The organism is Pseudomonas lijiangensis (assembly GCF_018968705.1).
Classification (GTDB): Bacteria; Pseudomonadota; Gammaproteobacteria; order Pseudomonadales; family Pseudomonadaceae; genus Aquipseudomonas; species Aquipseudomonas lijiangensis.
This window is the reverse complement of sequence record NZ_CP076668.1, coordinates 4,900,046-4,921,848: the sequence shown is the minus strand read 5'-3', so window position 1 is coordinate 4,921,848 and position 21,803 is coordinate 4,900,046. Positions and strand designations below refer to the sequence as shown.

Sequence of the window (21,803 nt, the reverse complement as noted above, 5' to 3'; positions counted from 1 at the left end):
AGCAGGGAAGCGCTATGAACGATTCAGAAATGGGCACTGCGGTGCCTGAAAGCGCCCCGCGCCTCGACACTGGCCTGGCCTCGCTGGTCATGCTGGCGCGCTTCCATCAGGTAGCCGCTTCATCCGATCAACTTGCCCATGAATTTGGCAGTCCTGACCAGAACCTGTCCCTGGACAGCCTGCTGCTGGCCGCCCGCAAGCTCGGTCTTAAAGCCAAGGCCGCCAAAACCACCACAGAACGTCTGGATCGCACGCCACTGCCTGCCATTGCGGCGGATAACAATGGCGGCTTCTTTATCATTGCGCGTCTGGATCAAGGCAAGGCGCTGATTCACGATCCGCTTGCCCAGCGCCCCGAAGTCATTACCTTCGAGGCCTTGCAGGAGCGCTGGACCGGTCAGTTGGTGCTGATCCGTTCGGAAGCCGGCACGCCGGGGGAGTCTTCACGCTTCGACTTCACCTGGTTCATCCCGGCCATCGTCAAATACCGCAAGCTGCTGGGCGAAGTGATGCTGGTGTCCTTCGTTTTGCAGATATTCTCCCTGATCACGCCGCTGTTCTTTCAGGTGGTCATGGACAAGGTGCTGGTGCACCACGGCCTGACGACGCTGGACGTTATTGCCATCGGTCTGGCAGGCGTCATGCTGTTCGAGTCAGCGCTGTCGGGTTTGCGCACCTATGTGTTTGCCCACACGGCCAGCCGCATTGACGTGGAACTGGGCTCGAAACTGTTCCGTCATCTGATTACCTTGCCGCTGTCGTACTTTCAGGCGCGCCGTGTCGGCGATTCCGTGGCGCGGGTGCGTGAGCTGGAAAACATCCGCAACTTCCTGACAGGCAATGCCATCACCCTGCTGCTGGATGTGCTGTTCTCGGTGGTGTTCATCGGCGTGATGTTCTACTACAGCGGCTGGCTGACCCTGATCGTCTTGCTGTCGTTGCCGCTTTACGTGCTGGTGTCGGTGCTGATTACCCCGGTGCTGCGCAAGCGCCTCAATGACAGCTTTGCCCGTGGTGCCGAGAACCAGGCCTTCCTGGTGGAAACCGTCAACGGCATTGATACCCTCAAGTCCATGGCTGTCGAGCCCCAGGCTATCCGCAAATGGGATAACCAGCTCGCGGGCTATGTCTCTGCCGGTTTCAAGACCCAGAACCTGTCGACCATCGCCAACGAAAGCGTCTCCCTGATCGGCAAGCTGGTCACTGTCGCGACCCTTTGGTTCGGTGCACGTCTGGTGATCGATGGCCAGCTTTCGGTGGGTCAACTGATTGCATTCAATATGCTGGCCGGGCGTGTGGCCCAGCCGATCATGCGTCTGGCGCAACTGTGGACCAACTTCCAGCAGACCGGTGTTTCCGTCCAGCGTCTGGGCGACATCCTCAATACCCGTAACGAACTCTCCCAGGCCACCCGCAGCGCCTTGCCACCCATCAAGGGCCGCATCGAGTTCGATCAGGTCCACTTCCGCTATCGCCCGGACGGTTCGGAGATCCTGCGCGGCATCAATCTCACCATCATGCCGGGTCAGGTGATTGGCGTCGTCGGGCGCTCCGGTTCCGGCAAAAGCACCCTGACGCGCCTGTTGCAGCGGCTTTACGTACCGGAGCGGGGCCGCGTGCTGGTGGATGGCATGGACCTCGCTCTGGCTGACGTTTCCTCGCTTCGTCGCCAGATCGGTGTGGTGCTGCAAGACAACATGCTGTTCAACCGCAGCATTCGCGAAAACATCGCCCTGAGCGATGCCGGTGCGCCGCTGGAAACCGTCATGCAAATGGCCAGACTGGCCGGTGCCCATGACTTCATTCTGGAACTGCCGGAAGGCTACGACACCATGGTCGGCGAGCACGGTGCCTCGCTTTCGGGTGGCCAACGCCAACGTATCGCCATCGCCCGGGCCTTGATGGGCAACCCGCGCATCCTGATTTTCGACGAAGCCACCAGCGCCCTGGATTATGAGTCCGAGCGCATCGTCCAGCAGAACATGCAGGCCATCTGCAAAGGCCGCACCGTCATCATCATCGCCCACCGTCTGTCGGCGGTGCGCGAAGCCAATCGTATCGTGGTCGTCGATCGCGGACAGATCGTCGAGCAAGGCACCCACGCCGAACTGCTGACGCATCAGGCCGGCCATTACTCACGTCTGCATCGTCTGCAGCAAGGAGGTGGTCATGTCTAACGCCGAATCCAACGGATTGCTGCAACGTTATCGTCGGGTATGGCGCCAGTCCTGGCGTCGTCGCCATGAGATGGATGCTCCCAGGCGTCTGGCCCATGAAGTGCAGTTTTTGCCCGCCGCTCTTGAGTTGCAGGACAAACCCAGCCACCCCGCGCCGCGGATCTTCATGTGGGGAATCATGGGGTTTGCCACCCTGGCCTTGCTCTGGGCCTGCCTGGGCCGGATCGATGTGGTGGCCACGGCCAGTGGCAAGATCATCCCCAGTGGCAAGACCAAAACCATCCAGTCCAGCGAGACGGCGGTGGTCAAGGCGATTCATGTGCGTGACGGGCAGTCGGTCAAGGCTGGTCAGTTGCTATTGGAGCTGGATTCCACCGCAGCCGATGCCGATGTGGGCCGCGTACGCAGCGACTTGCTGGCAGCCCGCATCGACAGCGCCCGCGCTGCTGCCATGCTCGACGCCATCAACCAGCGCAAACCGCCTCGGGACCTGACGGGCACCATCCCCGAAGCCGACCCCGAACACGTGCTGGCCGCCGAGCGCTGGCTGCAAGGCCAATATCAGGAATACCGCAGCAGCCTTGACCTGGTCGAAGCCGAAATCCAGCAACGCCAGGCCGATATCCAGGCCGCCCGCATCCAGGTCGCGAGCCTGCAGAAAACCCTGCCCATCGCCACCAAACTGGCCAACGACTACGAAAGCCTCCTGCAAAAACAATACATCGCCCGCCACGCCTACCTGGAAAAGGAACAAGCCCGCCTCGACCTCGAACGCCAGCTCAGCGTCCAGCAAGCCAGCGTGCTGCAATCCACCGCCGCCCGCCAGGAAGCCGAACGCCGCCGCGAAGGCGTGGTAGCCCAAACCCGCCGCGCCATGCTCGACCTGCTGCAACAGGCCGACCAGAAAATCGCGGCCTTCAGCCAGGACCTGACCAAAGCCCGCTACCAGGAAGACCTCACCACCCTCGAAGCCCCGGTGGACGGCACCGTTCAGCAACTGAACGTCCACACCGTCGGCGGCGTCGTCACCCCCGCACAACCCCTGATGGTCCTCGTCCCCGATGGCCAGCCGGTGGAAGTGGAAGCCATGCTGGAAAACAAGGACGTCGGCTTCGTCCGCGCCGGCCAGCCCGTCACCGTCAAAGTCGAAACCTTCACCTTCACCAAATACGGCACCATCGAAGGCGAAGTCATCAGCGTCTCCAACGACGCCATCGAAGACGAAAAACGCGGCTTGATCTACAGCAGCAAGATCCGCCTCAACAGCGACACGCTGAATATCAATGGCACGGACATCAAGTTGTCGCCGGGTATGGCGGTGACGGCGGAAGTGAAGACGAATAAGCGGCGGGTGATTGAGTATTTCTTGAGTCCGTTGCAGCAGCATGCACAGGAAAGTTTGAGGGAGCGTTAGTTTAATGTTTCGCTTCTAGTGGCTGTTTTTTACTGAGCGTTTAGTTGTGTTTGGTGTGCTTCTGCGATCTTGGGATCGTGATGCCAGTGCTGGTTAACAGGTTTAATCTCTATCTTAAAAAGGAGTTTGGTTATGGGCGTGTCGATTGGGACTGACGGTATTACGGTCAAAGATTCGGCAGGAAATACTCTGAATATTGGTACCGGCGGAGATATCAAGATTTCAGATAAAAATGGTAATGAGATCGGATATTCTGGTGGAGATATTTCCTATACTTGGGGAGCAGGTAATACAACGGTAAAAGGTAATGGAAACGGGGAGGTTGGTATCTCTGTTGGCCTGCCTGGCGGCGCTTCGGTAGAGCTGTCTGGGCAGGTGAACGGTAGTGGTGCCACTCTGACCAAGGCAGAAATATCCGGACCCGAAATCGGCATAAAAAGTCCCTATGGTGCGATAGAACTGACAGGGCAACCGAAAGCGACCTATACCCCTGAGGGCGGTTGGACCCTGGAAACTGAACAAGGGGCAAAAATTGCAGGTCAGAGTCTCACTGATATTGCGGAGTCTTTCTATAACTTGGTAGAAGGGTCGTGGACCGGTCAACTCATGAAAACGCGTGGCGAATGGATTGATTCGCAGTCAGAATTGTCTCACGCTGAGTGGCTAAAACAGAAACTTGGACATCCAGGAGTCGGTTTTGGTACTTATTCCCAGTTAAGTGCTGCGCTTCAGTTTGTCGACCCTTTGATTCTTGATCTTGACGGTGACGGAATCGAAACGGTATCCAGCAATGTCGGAATTGTTTTCGATCATGATGGCGACGGTCATAAGACCGGTACAGGGTGGGTAGGCTCCGATGACGGCTTGCTGGTCATGGACCTCAATGGCGACAACATTATCAATAATGGTACTGAGTTGTTTGGTGTGGACCGGGTGATGTCCAATGGTGTCAAGGCCACTAACGGCTTTGAAGCTCTGGCTGATCTGGACAGTAACGCCGACGGCATGTTTGACGTAGCGGATGAGAACTTTAACTTGGTCAAGGTTTGGCGTGATGCTAACCAAGACGGTATTTCTCAGACGTCAGAGCTCAAGACTCTAGACGAGCTGGGAATTACCGGTATCGGGTTACAGAGTGTCGAAAGCGGCTATGGAAATAACGGTAATATCATTACCGCGACAGGCTCCTACACACATACCGACGTTCAGAGCGGGGAGTCTGTGAATAGCGCGGTAGGTAGCATTAACTTTGTAAAGAATACCTTTTATCGAGAGTTTGCTGACGAGATTGAGATCAGCTCTGAAGTAGCAGCTTTGCCGGAAATGACTGGCTCCGGTGCTGTGCGCGATCTGCGGCAGGCAGCGATGATTAATAGCGATCTTCAGGATGTGCTGGCCGTTTACAAATCGACGACCAGCCGTCAGGGACAGATTGCATTGATAGATGACCTGGTGGCTGCCTGGGCCGACACCAGTACGATTAAGAGTTTTGACGATCGGGTAGAAGACCTCTCTACCATGGGTTATCAGGTTCGCTTCTCCTATTCTTGGGAAAAGCCCACTAATGAATATATCGCCAGTGACAATGGCGGTGCAGGTGGTCAGCCCATCCAGTCTCGTGAACCGACTGCCAGCCAGCTAGAAACTAAGGCTCTGATCGAAAAGATCAAGATTCTTGAGGCCTTTACTGGTATTGAGTATTTCAGGTTCGCCAAAGAGGAGTCAGGTGAAGAGGAAAAGAAACAGGTATTGGTTTCATCTTCCACAGGTGATCGTAAAACGGGCGTGGTTCGCTCTGTTTCTTATCCAATTGGAATTGTCTATGTCACGGAGGAGATGTTTTCATTTCAGGCACAGCAGATCGTTCAGATCAATAAGGCTTATGAGACTCTGACGTCTTCGGTTTATTCAAGTCTGGTGCTTCAGACACGGTTAAGTGATTATGTGTCGCAGTTGCGCTTTACTCTCAGCGCCGAGGGAGTAGGCGTTGATACATCTCGCATAACTCAGAAACTCATTGAGACTCATGCCGCTGACCCCATTCAGGGCATTGTGGATGCGTCAGAGCTTTCTATTGGTATGGAGAATGGAGAGTGGAGTGAGCAACTGAGTATCTGGGTGGCTGAATTGACAGATGCCCAGAAGTTGCAACTGAGTGAAGTATATTCAGGGGCAAATAAAGTTTTCATAGGGGATTCAAACCATGACTCACAAATAGGGTCTGTGGTCGCGGATTATCTTCACGGTGGAGCGGGGGGAGACAATCTTATCGGTAATGAGGGCAATGATGCTCTGATGGGGGGTGAAGGTAATGACGCAATTTACGGTGGTGTAGGAGACGACATTCTTGTTGGCGGTGCGGGTGCCGATACACTTTCGGGTGATGAAGGCAATGACCTGCTAAATGGTGGGGCAGGTAATGATGATCTGTCCGGTGGTGCGGGTTCAGATAAGTATTATTTTAGCCGTGGGTGGGGTCAAGATACCATCAGGAATTATGATCTCAGTACTGGAAAACGTGACGTAATCGAATTTTCTGCTGATATTTCGCCTGCCGATATTGAGGTTTCACGTAGCCAATTAGATCTGGTTCTCTCGCTTAGGGGGAGTGCCGACAAGATTACGGTTTATGGCTATTTTTCAAATGATGCGGTTAGCAGTTATCAGCTTGAAGCCATTCAGTTCGCCAATGGTGTCATGTGGGAATTGGAGCAAATAAAAGCTTTCGTTTCGGTACCTACGTCTGGAAATGACGTGATATGGGGTTATTCCTCGAACGACGTTTTAAGTGGCGGTCTGGGTGATGACAACCTGTATGGTCAGTCAGGTAACGACACCCTTCAAGGTGGTGCCGGTACTGACAGCCTCTCGGGCGACGCCGGTGACGATACCCTGCTTGGTGAAACCGGAAATGACTATCTGTACGGAGGTAGTGGTAACGACCAGTTATCTGGTGGTGAGGGTTCTGACTACCTTTATGGCGACCTGGGCAATGACCAACTGGATGGTGGCCTGGGTAACGATTACCTCTATGGTGGAGAAGGCTCCGACACTTACCGCTTCAGCCGTGGCTGGGGCCAGGACTCGATCAATAACCACGACTCAAGCACCGGCAAGGTCGATGCTATCGAGTTTGCAGCAGATATTCTCCCGACAGATATCGTTGTCACCCGCTCAGGCAATGATCTGCTCCTGTCGCTGAAAAACTCTACGGACAGGATCACGATTTCCAGCTACTTCCAGAATGATGGTGTTACCCCCTACGTCCTGGAGCAGATCCGTTTTGCTGACGGTACCACCTGGGGCCTCGACCAGATCAAAGCCTTTGCCATCGTCACTACTGACGGCAATGACAATCTCTGGGGTTACGCCACTGATGACACCCTGAGCGGCGGTCTGGGTGATGACAACCTGTATGGCCAGTCAGGCAACGACACCCTTCAAGGTGGTGTCGGTACGGACAGTCTATCGGGCGAGGCAGGTGACGATACCCTGCTCGGTGAAACCGGCAATGACTATCTGTACGGAGGCACTGGTAACGACCAGTTATCTGGTGGTGAGGGTTCTGACTACCTCTATGGTGACCTAGGCAATGACCAACTGGATGGTGGTCTGGGTAACGATTACCTCTATGGTGGAGAAGGCTCCGACACTTACCGCTTCAGCCGTGGCTGGGGCCAGGACTCGATCAACAACCACGACTCAAGCACCGGCAAGGTCGATGCTATCGAGTTTGCAGCAGATATTCTCCCGACAGATATCATCATCACCCGTTCAGGCAATGATCTGGTGCTGTCGCTGAAAAACTCTACGGACAGGATCACGGTTTCCAGCTACTTCCAGAATGATGGTGTTACCCCCTACGTCCTGGAGCAGATCCGTTTTGCTGACGGCACCACCTGGGGCCTCGATCAGATCAAAGCCTTTGCCATCGTCACTACTGACGGCAATGACAATCTCTGGGGTTACGCCACTGATGACACCCTGAGCGGCGGTCTGGGTGATGACAACCTGTATGGCCAGTCAGGCAACGACGCGCTTCAAGGTGGTGCCGGTGCTGACAGCCTTTCGGGTGAAGCGGGTGACGACACCTTGCTCGGTGAAGCCGGCAATGACTATCTGTACGGAGGCACTGGTAACGACCAGTTATCTGGTGGTGAGGGGTCTGACTACCTCTATGGCGACCTGAGCAATGACCAACTGGATGGTGGTCTGGGTAACGATTACCTCACTGGTGGAGAAGGCTCCGACACTTACCGCTTCAGCCGTGGCTGGGGCCAGGACTCGATCAACAACTACGATTCAAGCACTGGCAAGATCGATGCTATCGAGTTTGTGGCAGATATTCTCCCGACAGATATCGTTGTCACCCGCTCAGGCAATGAGCTGGTGCTGTCGCTGAAAAACTCTACGGACAGGATTACGGTTTCCAGCTATTTCCAGAATGATGGCGTTACCCCCTATGCCCTGGAGCAGGTCCGCTTCGCTGACGGCACCACCTGGGGCCTCGATCAGATCAAAGCCCTTACCATCGTCACTACTGACGGCAATGACAATCTCTGGGGCTACGCGACCGATGACACCCTGAGCGGCGGTCTGGGTGATGACAGCTTGTATGGTCAGGCAGGTAACGACACCCTTCAGGGCGGAGCTGGTACCGACAGCCTCTCGGGTGAAGCAGGCGACGATACTCTGCTCGGAGAAGCCGGAAATGACTATCTGTATGGTGGTACTGGTACCGACCAGTTGTCCGGTGGCGAGGGCTCGGACTACCTGACGGGCGGCGATGGCACTGACACCCTGGCAGGCGATGCAGGCACCGATACCTTGTATGGTGACTCGGGCAACGATCAACTGGATGGTGGCCTGGGCAACGATTACCTGTCTGGCGGAGAAGGCTCCGATACTTACCTTTTCAGCCGAGGCTGGGGCCAGGACTCGATCAACAACTACGATTCAAGCACTGGCAAGATCGATGCTATCGAGTTTGCAGCAGATATTCTCCCGACAGATATCGTTGTCACCCGGTCAGGCAATGATCTGGTGCTGTCACTGAAAAACGCCACTGACAGGATCACGGTTTCCAGCTATTTCCAGAATGATGGCGTTACCCCCTATGTCCTGGAGCAGGTCCGCTTCGCTGACGGCACCACTTGGAGTCTCGATCAGATCAAAGCCTTTGCCATTGTCACTACTGACGGCAATGACAATGTCTGGGGTTACGCGACCGATGACACGCTGAGCGGTGGCCTGGGTGATGACAGCCTGTATGGTCAGGCGGGCAATGACACCCTTCAAGGGGGTGCCGGTAACGACAGTCTCTCGGGCGAAACAGGTGACGATACTCTGCTCGGCGAAGCTGGAAATGACTATCTGTACGGTGGCACTGGTACCGATCAGTTGTCTGGTGGCGAGGGTGCTGATTACCTGGCGGGTGGCGATGGCAATGACACCTTGGCAGGCGATGCAGGCAACGACAACCTTTATGGCGACTCGGGCAACGATCAACTGGATGGCGGTATCGGCAACGATTATCTGACAGGGGGGGATGGCTCCGATACCTACCGCTTCAGCCGTGGCTGGGGTCAGGACTCGATCAACAACTACGACTCAAGTGCGGGTAAGACTGACGCTATCGAGTTCGCAGCCGATATCCTTCCTGGCGATATCATCATCACCCGGTCAGGCAATGATCTGGTTCTTTCACTGAAAAATGCCACTGACAAAGTTACTGTTTCCAGCTACTTCCAGAATGACGGCGATACTCCATACGCTATAGAGCAGATCCGCTTCGCTGACGGTACGCAGTGGAACGTCGAGCAAGTCAAGATCATGGCTGCTTTTACCAGTACCGACGGCAGTGATGTTCTTACGGGCTACGCATCTGATGACCGTGTCAGTGGTGGTCTGGGAGGCGACACCCTCAACGGCCTTGCCGGTGACGATGTTCTGAATGGCGATGGCGGTAACGACACCCTGTACGGTGGCATCGGTCAGGACACCTTGAACGGTGGTGCCGGCTCGGATTACCTGTATGGCGAAGACGGTAACGACATCCTTGATGGCGGCACCGGCAACGATACCCTTGAGGGTGGTCGTGGCTCCGACATTTACCGGTTTGCCAAGGGCTATGGCCAGGACGTTATCAATAATGTCACCTACGGCGAAACAGCGGCAGACAAGATCGATGCCATCCAGCTCGACGGCCTCAATCCAGCCGATCTGCGGTTCTCACGTTCGAGTGACGACCTTGTCATTCAGATCAAGGCGACAGGCGATACCCTGACCGTACGCTCGCATTTCAGCCAGGAAGGCACCTCGACCTATGCCATCGATCAACTGAAGTTTGCCGATGGTTCCGTGTGGGATGGTGCGCAGATCAAGTCTGCCGTTATCCAGGCTTCGGAGGTTGCTGACACCCTTACAGGTTATGCCACAGCCGACAACCTTTCCGGGCTGGACGGAAATGACACGCTCAGTGGCCGTGCAGGCGATGACGTGCTCGATGGCGGCAACGGTGCGGACACCTTGAATGGTGACGAAGGTAACGACACCTTGCTGGGTGGTGCAGGTAATGACTCGCTCAGTGGCGGCTATGGCAATGACGTACTTGATGGCGGCAGCGGTAACGACTCGCTGGATGGCGGCTATGGCTCCGATACCTATGTCTTCCGCAAGGGCTCTGGCCAAGACAGCATTTCCAACGGTGTCTACAACGAAACTGTGGTGGGCAAGCAGGATGTGATCCGTCTGGAAGGGCTCAACCTGAGTGACATCAGCCTGCGTCGTGAGTCCAGTGATCTTGTTATCCAGATCAAGGAAACCGGCGATACCCTGCGCGTTTCCTCGCACTTCTCTCCTGCCAGCACTTACTACAACTACGCCATCGATCAACTGCAGTTCGCTGACGGTACGGTCTGGGGCGTGGAGCAAATCAAGGCGTCGCTGCTGACGGGGGGCGAGTTCAACGACACGCTTACCGGTTACGAAACAGACGATACCCTTCAAGGTCTGGCAGGTAATGACACGCTGTATGGTGCCCTTGGCAACGACACTCTGCTGGGAGGTGCCGGGCGCGATACGTTATATGGCGAAGACGGTGACGACACGCTGTCAGGCGGTGCCGACAACGACAGCCTGGTGGGCGGCAACGGCAACGATGTACTGGATGGCGGCGCGGGTAATGACACGCTGGAAGGCGGCAAGGGATCGGACACCTATATCTTCGCCAAAGGGTCTGGCTCCGATGCAATCGATAACTCGGCTTACAACGATACGACTGTCAACAAACTCGATGTCGTGCGTCTCGATGGCTTGAATGGCGAGGATGTCAGTCTGCGTCGCGAGTCCGATGATCTGATTGTGCAGATTCATGAGACCGGCGAAACCCTGCGTATCCGTTCGCACTTCAGTGCTGAATCCAGCAACTGGAGTTACGCCATCGACCAACTGCAATTTGCCGACGGTACCGTCTGGGATCGGACGCAAATTACCGCCAGCCTTCTCAATGGTACTGAAGGCAACGACACCATCACGGGGTATGACACTGCCGATACGCTGTCCGGGCTGGCTGGCAATGACACCCTCTATGGCCGTAATGGCAATGACGTACTCGATGGCGGTGAGGGGAGAGATACCCTTAACGGCGAGGCGGGTGATGACACCCTTCTGGGGGGCGCAGGCAGTGATACCCTCTACGGCGGCTCTGGCAACGATATTCTGGACGGCGGCAGCGGCAATGACTCGCTGGACGGTGGCTTTGGCTCCGATACCTACGTGTTCCGCAAAGGCTCGGGCCAGGACACCATCAGCAACTATGCCTACAACGACACCACGGCCAACAAGCTGGATGTCGTTCGTCTGGAAGGCTTGAATGCCGATGACGTCAGTATCCGCCGCGAGTCCGACGATCTGATTATTCAGATTCGTCAAACGGGCGAAACTCTGCGGGTCAGTTCGCATTTCTACAGCGATCAAAGCTATGGCTATGCGGTCGATCAGTTGCAGTTTGCTGATGGCACGGTATGGGATCAGGCCAAAATCACGTCGGCGCTTTTGATTGGCACGGATGGCAACGACACCATTACTGGCTATGCGACAGCTGATGAGCTGACGGGGCTGGAAGGTGACGACGTATTGAGTGGTCGTGGTGGCGACGACTTGCTCAGCGGTGGTGAGGGGCGCGATACCCTGAACGGCGAAGAGGGCAATGACACGCTGCTCGGAGGGCTTGGCAACGACACCCTGTCCGGCGGCGCTGGCAACGATACGCTCGATGGCGGTGCCGGCAATGATTCCCTGGAGGGTGGCAAGGGCTCGGATATTTATATCTTCCGCAAGGGCTCCGGGCAGGACACCATCAACAACTATGCCTACAACGACACCACGGCCAACAAGCTGGATGTCGTTCGTCTGGAAGGCTTGAATACCGGTGATGTCAGTATCCGCCGTGAGTCCGACGATCTGCTGATCCAGATTCGCCAGACCGGCGAAACCCTGCGGGTCAACTATCACTTCAACACCGATCAAAGCTATGGCTATGCGATCAACCAGTTGCAGTTTGCCGATGGCACGGTCTGGGATGAGGCAAAGATCACGGCAGCCTTGCTGATTGGAACCGAGGGCGATGACAGCGTGACTGGCTATGCCAGCGACGATGAACTCATCGGGCTCTCGGGCAATGACACCCTGAGCGGCCGTGCTGGCGATGACCTGCTCGATGGTGGCGACGGTAAGGACACGCTCTACGGCGAGGACGGTAACGATACGTTGCTGGGTGGCGCAGGTAACGATGCGCTGAGCGGTGGAACGGGTAACGACCTGCTTGACGGTGGTGCCGGTAACGACACCCTGGACGGCGGCAAAGGCTCTGACACTTATGTCTTCGGCAAGGGCTATGGTCGCGACACGATCAACAACTATGTCTACAACGACACTACGCCGGACAAGCTGGATGTCGTGCGTCTGGATGGGCTGACCACGGAAGATGTCAGCATCCGTCGCGAATCCGACGACCTCGTGATCCAGATTCGTCAGACTGGCGAAACCCTGCGGGTCAGCTCGCATTTCTACAGCGATCAAAGCTACGGTTATGCAATCAACCAGTTGCAGTTCGCTGACGGTGTCGTCTGGGATCAGGCACAGATCACCGCAGCCTTGCTGATTGGTACAGAGGGCGACGACAGCATTACCGGTTACGCGAGTGATGATCGTTTGTCCGGTGCCCAAGGCAACGACATTCTCTATGGCCGTGCCGGTAATGACACCCTGGAAGGTGGTGACGGCAAGGACACGCTCTACGGTGAAGATGGCAACGATACGCTGCTGGGCGAGGCAGGCAATGACACCCTCACCGGTGGCTATGGCAATGACACCCTGGACGGCGGCGCTGGTAACGACTCGCTGGATGGCGGTTACGGTTCGGACACCTATGTGTTCCGCAAGGGCTCGGGCCAGGACACCATCAGCAACTACGCCTACAACGACACCACGGCCAACAAGCTGGACGTGATTCGTCTGGAAGGTCTGAATGCTGCCGATGTGGTGATGCGTCGTGAGTCCGATGACCTGATCATCCAGATCAAGGACAGCGGTGAGACCTTGCGTATCAGCTCGCACTTCAGCACCAGCGTTCTCTACGGCTATAACATTGACCAGATTCAGTTTGCCGATGGCACGACGCTGAGCAACGAACAGATTCGTACGGCTCTGCTGACCGGTACCGAAGTCGATGAGACCGTTACAGGTTATGAGTCGGCAGACAGCCTGTTTGGCCTGTCGGGCAACGATACGCTGAATGGTCGTGCCGGTGACGATACCCTCGACGGTGGCGATGGCCGTGACACCCTCAATGGTGAAGAGGGCAACGACACGCTGCTGGGTGGCGCAGGCAATGACACGCTGAACGGTGGTTATGGCAACGACACTCTGGACGGCGGCAGCGGAAATGACTCGCTGGATGGCGGCTACGGCTCCGACACCTACGTATTCCGCAAGGGCTCAGGCCAGGACACGATCAGCAACTACTCCTATAACGACACCACGGCCAACAAGCAGGACGTGATCCGTCTGGAAGGCCTGAATGCTGCCGATGTGGTGATGCGTCGTGAGTCTGATGATCTGGTCATTCAGATCAAGGACAGCGGTGAGACCTTGCGGGTCAGCTCTCACTTCTACAGCAGTGCTATCTACGGCTATGGCATCGATCAGGTGCAATTTGCCGATGGCTCGGTACTCACCAATGAGCAGATCCGTGCTGCCTTGCTGACCGGCACTGACGGCGATGAAACCGTTACAGGTTACGAGTCTGCCGACAATCTGTTCGGCCTGTCGGGCAACGACATTCTGAATGGCCGTACCGGCGACGATATCCTCGACGGTGGTGATGGCCGCGACACTCTCAATGGTGAAGAGGGCAACGACACGCTGCTGGGTGGTGCAGGCAATGACACGCTGAACGGTGGCTATGGCAACGACACCCTGGACGGCGGCAGTGGTAACGACTCGCTGGATGGCGGCTACGGTTCGGACACCTATGTGTTCCGCAAAGGTTCCGGTCAGGACACCATCAACAACTACTCCTATAACGACACCACGGCCAACAAGCAGGACGTGATCCGGCTGGAAGGTCTGAATGCGGCTGATGTGGTGATGCGCCGTGAGTCCGATGACCTGATCATCCAGATCAAAGAGAGTGGCGAAACCCTGCGGGTCAGCTCGCACTTCTACAGCAGCGCGATCTACGGCTATGGCATTGATCAGGTGCAGTTTGCCGATGGCTCGGTACTCACCAATGAACAGATCCGTGCTGCCTTGCTGACCGGCACTGACGGCGATGAAACCGTTACAGGTTACGAGTCTGCCGACAATCTGTTCGGCCTGTCGGGCAACGACACGCTGAATGGCCGTGCCGGTGATGACATCCTCGACGGTGGCGATGGCCGTGACACCCTCAATGGTGAAGAAGGCAACGACACGCTGCTGGGTGGTGCAGGCAATGACACTCTCACCGGTGGCTATGGCAATGACACCCTGGACGGCGGCAGTGGTAACGACTCGCTGGATGGCGGCTATGGCTCCGATACCTACGTATTCCGCAAGGGTGCGGGCCAGGACACCATCAGCAACTATTCCTACAACGACACCACGGCCAACAAGCAGGACGTGATCCGTCTGGAAGGCCTGAATGCTGCCGATGTGGTGATGCGCCGTGAGTCCGATGACCTGATCATCCAGATCAAGGACAGCGGCGAAACCTTGCGTGTCAGCTCGCACTTCTACAGCAGTGCGATCTATGGCTATGGCATTGATCAGGTGCAGTTTGCCGACGGGGTGATCTGGAGCAAGGAGGATATCAACACCAATCTGTTCACACCTGTAGCGGTCAGTGCGTTGACTGTCTCCGGTACGGAAGGAGGCGAAACCCTTACCGGTGGTGCCGGTAACGATACGCTCTACGGTTATGGTGGCGACGATGTGTTGGACGGTGGTTCTGGCAATGACACCTACCTGTTTGGCGCGGGTTCGGGCCAGGATACTGTTTCGGCCTATGATCCAGCGCAGAACAAGGTCGATACCGTCAAACTGGTCGGTCTGAACAGCAGCGATGTCACTGTGACTCGGGAAAGCAGTGATCTGGTGATCAAGGTCATCGGTACCTTGGACAGCCTTCGAGTCAGTAGTCACTTCGTGAGCGATGCGACCTACGGCTATCAGATCAATCAGATCCAGTTTGCCGATGGCAGCATCTGGGATCAGCAGGCCATCAAGGCTCAGGTGCAGCAGGGCAGCGATGCCGATCAGTCTCTGTGGGGCTACGCCACCGATGACCTGATCGACGGCGGTGCCGGTGACGATACCCTCAGCGGTGCTGCTGGCAACGACACTCTGTCGGGTGGCTCGGGGGCTGATACCCTGAACGGCGAAGAGGGTAACGATCTGCTGCAAGGCGGGGCTGGCAATGACACCCTCAACGGTGGTGCTGGCAACGATGTGCTCGATGGCGGTTCAGGCAATGATCGTCTGGATGGTGGTGCGGGTGACGATACCTACCTGTTCGGCAAGGGCTCGGGCCAGGATATTGTCTCGGCTTATGATTCAGCGCAGAACAAGGTCGATACCGTCCAACTGGTCGGGCTGAACAGCAGCGATGTGACCGTCTCCCGTGAAAGCAGTGACCTTGTGATCAGGGTGATCGGTACCACGGACAGCATCCGGGTCAGCAACCACTTCATCAACGATGCGACCTATGGCTATCAGATCAACCAGATCCAGTTTGCCGATGGCAGCATCTGGGATCAGCAGGCCATCAAGACCCAGGTGCTGGAAGGGCGTGACGCCGACCAGTCTCTGTGGGGCTACGCCACCGATGATCTGATCGAGGGCGGTGCCGGTGATGACAGCCTCAATGGCGGCGCCGGCAACGACAGCCTGTCCGGTGGCTCCGGTGCCGATACCCTGAACGGCGATGAGGGCAACGACCTGTTGCAGGGCGGGGCGGGCAATGATGTCCTTAATGGCGGATCAGGTAATGACATCCTCGATGGCGGTGCAGGCAATGACCGTCTGGATGGCGGTGCCGGTGACGATACCTACTTGTTCGGCAAGGGCTCGGGTCAGGACACGATCTACTACGCCAATGAAAGCCGTGCAGGCAAGCTCGATCAGGTCAAACTGGTTGATCTCAATGCCGCCGATGTCAGCGTGTCGCGTGATGGTTATGACCTGGTGATTCGTATCAACGGCACGACCGATACCTTGCGCGTGGTTTATCACTTCATGGGTGATGCGACCTCCGGTTATCAGATCGACCGCATCCAGTTTGCCGATGGCAGCGCCTGGGATCAGGACGCGATCAAGACCCAGGTATTGCAAGGCAACGAGGCTGATCAGTCTCTGACGGGTTACGCCACCGATGACCTGATCGAGGCTGGTGCCGGTGACGACACCCTTAGTGGCGGTGCAGGCAACGACAGCCTGTCCGGTGGCTCAGGTGCCGACACCCTGAACGGCGATGAAGGTAACGATCTGCTGCAAGGCGGGGCGGGCAACGACATCCTCTACGGTGGCAGCGGCAATGATGTCCTGGATGGCGGCGCTGGCAATGATCGTCTTGACGGTGGTGCCGGTGACGACACTTACCTGTTTGGCAAAGGCTCGGGTCAGGACACCATTTACTACGCCAATGAAAGTCGTGCAGGCAAGGTCGATACCATCAAACTGGTTGACCTGAATGCAGCCGATGTCAGCGTTGCACGCGATGGCTATGACCTGGTTGTTCGTATCAACAACACGACCGACAGCTTGCGTGTTGTCTATCACTTCATGAGCGATGCCACGGCGGGTTATCAGATCGATCGCATCGAATTTGCCGACGGCAGCTTCTGGGATCAGAGCGCAATCAAGGCTCAAGTGCTGACCAGCACTCCAGCCGATCAGACCCTCACCGGCTTTGCCAGCGATGACCTGATCGATGGCGGTGCAGGCGACGACACACTCAGTGGCGCGGCAGGCAACGACAACCTCGCGGGTGGTGATGGTGCCGATACCCTGAACGGCGACGAGGGTAACGATCTGCTGCAAGGCGGATCGGGTAACGACATCCTCTACGGCGGCAGCGGCAATGACATTCTCGATGGCGGTGCTGGCAATGACCGTCTGGATGGCGGTGCCGGTGACGATACCTATCTGTTCGGTAAAGGCTCGGGCCAGGACACCATCTACTACGCCAATGAAAGCCGCGCAGACAAGGTCGATCAGGTCAAGCTGGTTGATCTCAATGCGGCCGATGTCAGCGTAGCGCGTGACGGTTATGACCTGGTGATTCGCATCAACGGCACGACCGATACCCTGCGTGTCGTTTATCACTTCATGAGCGATGCCACAGCCGGTTATCAGATTGATCGGATTGCGTTCGCTGATGGCAGTTTCTGGGATCAAACCGCGATCAAGGCGCAAGTGCTGCAAGGCACTGAGGCGGATGAAACGCTGGCTGGCACGAGCAGTGATGACATCATCAATGCCTCGGCGGGTGATGATGTCGTCAACGGCGGCAGCGGCAACGATACCCTTTCAGGTGGTAGCGGTGCCGACACCTTGAATGGCGACGATGGCAATGACGTGCTGAATGGAGGCGACGGTAAGGACACTCTCTACGGCGGCAACGGTAGCGATCAACTGGATGGCGGTGCCGGCAACGACATGCTGGACGGCGGAAATGGTGACGACACTTACCTGTTCGGCAAAGGCTCGGGTCAGGACAGCATCTACTACGCCTATGAAAGTCGCGCCGACAAGCTCGATACCGTGAAACTGACCGACTTGAATGCGGTGGATGTGAGTGTGCGTCGTGAAGGTAACGACTTGCTCATTCGCGTGCTGGGGACCACTGATAGCCTGCGTGTGGTAAGCCACTTCACCAACGACGCAACGTATGGCTACCAGATTGACCAGATCCGGTTTGCTGATGGCAGCATCTGGAATCAGGCCGCGATCAAGTCCGCCGTTCTGCAAGGCACTGATGCCGATGAGACGCTGGCAGGTACTGCCGGTGACGACAGCATCGATGCGGGCGCCGGGGACGACACCGTTAACGGTGGCAACGGCAACGATACGCTGTCAGGCAGCAAGGGCTCAGACACGCTCAATGGCGATGCCGGAGATGATGTGTTGCTGGGCGGTCTGGGCAACGACATCCTTAACGGCGGTGCTGGCAACGATGTGCTTGATGGCGGTGCGGGTAATGATCGTCTTGATGGCGGAGATGGCGACGATACTTATCTCTTTGCCAAGGGGGCCGGTCAGGACACCATCTATTACGCCTATGAAAATCGTGCGGGCAAGCTGGATACCGTCAAACTGGTTGACCTGAACGCTGCGGATGTCAGCGTGCGTCGTGATGGTAACGACCTGCTCATTCGTGTGCTGGGCAGCACTGATAGCCTGCGCGTTGTTTATCACTTCATGAGTGATGCGACCTATGGCTACCAGATTGATCGCATCCAGTTCGCCGATGGCAGCTTCTGGGATCAGGCAGCCATCAGGAATCAGGTACTGCAGGGCAGCGAAGCCGAGGAAACCCTGACAGGGACCGACGGTGACGATGTCATCGATGCCGGAGCGGGTGACGATGTCATCAATGGTGCTGCTGGCAACGACACACTGATGGGCAATGCCGGGGCCGATACGCTGAACGGCGGTGCGGGGAATGATCTGCTGCAGGGCGGTTCGGGCAACGACACGCTCAATGGCGGTACCGGCGATGACATCCTTGATGGCGGCCTGGGCAACGACCAGCTCGACGGTGGCGATGGCAACGATACGTATCTGTTCGGCAAGGGTGCGGGTCAGGACACCATTTACTACGCCTATGAAAACCGTGAGGGCAAGCTCGATACCATCAAGCTCACTGACCTCAATGCCTCTGATGTCAGCGTACGCCGTGACGGTAATGACCTGCTCATCCGGGTGTTGGGCAGCACCGACAGCCTGAGAGTGGTTTACCACTTCCAGAGTGACGCCGCTGGCGGTTATCAAATCGACCGTATCCAGTTTGCCGATGGCAGCTTCTGGGATCAGAACCAGATCAAGTTCCAGGTGATGCAAGGCTCGGACATTGATGAAACGCTGTCGGGGACGTCCAGCAATGACGTGATCGACGCGGGTGCTGGCGACGACACGGTCAATGGTGGCAGTGGCAATGACACCCTGTCCGGCAGTGCTGGCGCTGACACGCTCAATGGCGAGGCGGGCGACGACTGGCTGCAAGGTGGTGTCGGCAATGACACGCTCTATGGCGGAGACGGCAACGACGTCCTGGACGGCGGTGCAGGCAACGACCAACTGAACGGCGGTAACGGCGACGATACTTACCTGTTCGGTAAAGGCGCAGGCCAGGACACCCTCTACTACGCCCATGAAAGCCGTACCGGCAAACTCGATACAGTGAAGCTTGCTGATCTCAATGCGAGCGATGTCAGCATCGTTCGTGAGAGCAATGATCTGATCATTCGCGTGAATGGTACGACCGACAGCCTGCGAGTGATGAGTCACTTCTCCGAGGACGCAACAGGCGGCTATCAGATCGACCAACTGCAATTTGCCGATGGCACGACCTGGAATCAGTCGCTCATCAAGTCGCACGTATTGCTCGGCAGTGCATCCGATCAGACCCTGCGTGGCTACACCAGTGACGATGTCATCAGCGCTGGCGACGGCGATGACAGCGTCTTTGGTGATGCGGGGAATGACAACCTGTCCGGTGGCACGGGGGCCGATACGCTGTATGGCGACGCAGGCAACGATAACCTCTTCGGTGATGCCGGCAACGACACGCTCTACGGCGGAACAGGCAATGATGTACTCAATGGCGGCGCTGGCAATGACTACCTCAGCGGTGGCGATGGCAGTGATACCTACGAGTTCGGCATAGGTTCGGGCAGAGACACCATCAGCAACTACGACACCGGCAGCAGCACGGATGTAGTGCAGTTCGGTGCCGATGTCAGCCTGGAAGACCTGTGGTTCCGTCGAAGTGGCAACGATCTGGAAGTCAGCATCATCGACACCAGCGACAAGGTGTTGGTAAGCAATTGGTATGCAGCCAACGACTACCAGGTGGATCAGTTCAAGACAGCCGATGGCAAAACCTTGCTCGACAGCCAGGTACAAAATCTGGTCGACAGCATGGCGTCATTCGGAGTCGATGCAGGAGCAGAGAGAAACCTGACAGCTGCACAACAAACGCAACTGGAGGCAGTGCTGGCTGCTAACTGGCAGTAAGTCTGAGGAAGAGGTGTGCCGGGAGTGGTGCACCTCTTTTTTGCCTAGAGTTTATGTGGCTGTGTAATGGAGTAAGGTTTTTTGAGTTTGCGACCTTGTTTTGGGGCTTGTTGTTTTGCTGGTTTTGAATGAGGTGAGCGTGTGTTGGATTTTTTGTTAGAGATTTTAGTGCATAAAATCCTTTGTAAAATTGGATTTGCAATTCTTTATGTAGTGACTGGCGGGCGGTATAAAGGGGATGGCGGTTGGTTTGTCTATCTCGTTGCTGGGGTGGGTACGGTGTTGTTATTCGTTCCTTTGATTCTTGTTGTTTACTTGTGAGGAAATTGTCATGGCGTTGAACCGCACTCAGGAAAGGCTGGGGCTTGCTGTTGTAAATGGAGTAGGTCAGGCAAGGTTTACTGTTTTTGGAGACCTTGGGTATGTTTAATTTTTTTGCATTGGTCTAAGTAGTGTCAACAGCTTTTCTTGTGGTTAATCGGGCGGTCAATGGTGTGCTATTACTCCTTCTATCCTAGGGTTTTTTTCTTATCCTGCTGATTCTTATGCTGAGAAAAGAAATTCGTAATACACCATACGTTTACTCTGCTGAAGGTGTGGCTAAATGCATGGAATTTATTTTCCCTGTCTTGGATGGCTTATGGCTTTGGTGCCAATGAGACGCCAAAGGGAAAATGTAAGCTCAGTGAAATAGGGGAATGAATTTTGATTAGGTTTTTTTTTGTTATTCTGGCTTTTTTAATACTTGTTTTTTCTTTTGTTTTTTGTGCTTTTTTGTACAGGTGCAGGCCTTGGCGTGCATTTTCGATATGCTTTTTTGTCGCTGTCACCGCGATTATTATTTTGCCTGAATGGTATGCAGACAATGAGTGGCAAAAATTATGCAGGCTTTCAGGTCTTATTGTTTATCAAAGAAATCAAGTTGATGGGTTCTATGATCGTCGAAATATCATGCCAGAGCGTACCGCTCACGAATATCTGAAAGCAGGGTATAAATTTGTAGAGGTCGATTCATCTGACCTTGTTGAGGGTAGATATAAGCGCTATGAGCTTGTAGGGGGGGAGCTGAGGCATACATATAGTAGTGAGATGAAAAGTGAATATGTGGTCGAGTACAACGAGTTTCGTGACTCACAAGTCGATGGGGCTGAATATAAGATTTTTAGAAGCTCTGATGATGAGGTGGTCGGTACTTATAGGGTTTATTATCTGCGTGGTGGCTTTTTATATCGTTATCTAACCAAAGATAGTCGTGATCCTTCCCCTCTTGGGTACTGTGATTTTGAAGGGGGGAGTTCAGACTATATTCTGCAAGTAATACCTCCTCGTAATTGATTGTATTAAAGAGGAAGGCTGTGAAAATGTCTGATTTGGCAACGTACTCTGTTTTGGTTGATGCTGTTTTTTCTAATTTTTAATTATTAGTTAGCTAG

The 21,803-nt window shown here is 55.6% G+C and carries 6 protein-coding genes; 5 read left to right on the top strand and 1 reads right to left on the bottom strand.

The window, feature by feature from the left end:
- Positions 1-14 precede the first annotated feature (14 nt).
- Together KQP88_RS20575 and KQP88_RS20570 are read left to right on the top strand one after the other, a co-directional pair.
- On the top strand, positions 15-2,177 hold the full coding sequence (locus tag KQP88_RS20575; RefSeq protein WP_322973009.1) for a type I secretion system permease/ATPase: 2,163 nt from the start codon (positions 15-17) through the stop codon (positions 2,175-2,177).
- The gene (locus KQP88_RS20570; RefSeq protein WP_216704051.1) at positions 2,170-3,591 is read left to right on the top strand and encodes an HlyD family type I secretion periplasmic adaptor subunit; all 1,422 of its coding nucleotides are present in this window, start codon (positions 2,170-2,172) and stop codon (positions 3,589-3,591) included. Before KQP88_RS20575 ends, KQP88_RS20570 begins: the two co-directional genes overlap by 8 nt.
- Positions 3,592-4,305: 714 nt before the next feature.
- On the opposite strand, the gene KQP88_RS20565 is transcribed toward KQP88_RS20570, so the two are convergent.
- Positions 4,306-4,656 carry a hypothetical protein gene (locus tag KQP88_RS20565; RefSeq protein ID WP_216704050.1) on the bottom strand — a complete coding sequence of 117 codons (351 nt, stop codon included), beginning with the start codon at positions 4,654-4,656 and terminating at the stop codon, positions 4,306-4,308.
- Between the two features lie 879 nt (positions 4,657-5,535).
- Here KQP88_RS20565 and KQP88_RS25465 point away from each other — a divergent pair.
- The 3 genes from KQP88_RS25465 to KQP88_RS20550 all read left to right on the top strand — a co-directional run bounded on the left by KQP88_RS25465 (position 5,536) and on the right by KQP88_RS20550 (position 21,705).
- Positions 5,536-20,370: a calcium-binding protein gene (locus tag KQP88_RS25465; protein ID WP_456107241.1), complete on the top strand. Its 14,835-nt coding sequence runs from the start codon at positions 5,536-5,538 to the stop codon at positions 20,368-20,370.
- A 141-nt stretch (positions 20,371-20,511) separates the two neighbouring features.
- Positions 20,512-20,691 (top strand): hypothetical protein, encoded by a 180-nt coding sequence (locus KQP88_RS20555; RefSeq protein ID WP_200994665.1) that lies wholly within the window; start codon positions 20,512-20,514, stop codon positions 20,689-20,691.
- A gap of 384 nt (positions 20,692-21,075) precedes the next feature.
- The gene (locus KQP88_RS20550; protein ID WP_216704048.1) at positions 21,076-21,705 is read left to right on the top strand and encodes a hypothetical protein; all 630 of its coding nucleotides are present in this window, start codon (positions 21,076-21,078) and stop codon (positions 21,703-21,705) included.
- Positions 21,706-21,803 lie beyond the last annotated feature (98 nt).

Bases quoted from the DNA above. Each gene is read 5' to 3' on its own strand.
- KQP88_RS20575 (WP_322973009.1), top strand. From the start codon at position 15: ATGAACGATTCAGAAATGGGCACTGCGGTGCCTGAAAGCGCCCCGCGC.
- KQP88_RS20570 (WP_216704051.1), top strand. From the start codon at position 2,170: ATGTCTAACGCCGAATCCAACGGATTGCTGCAACGTTATCGTCGGGTA.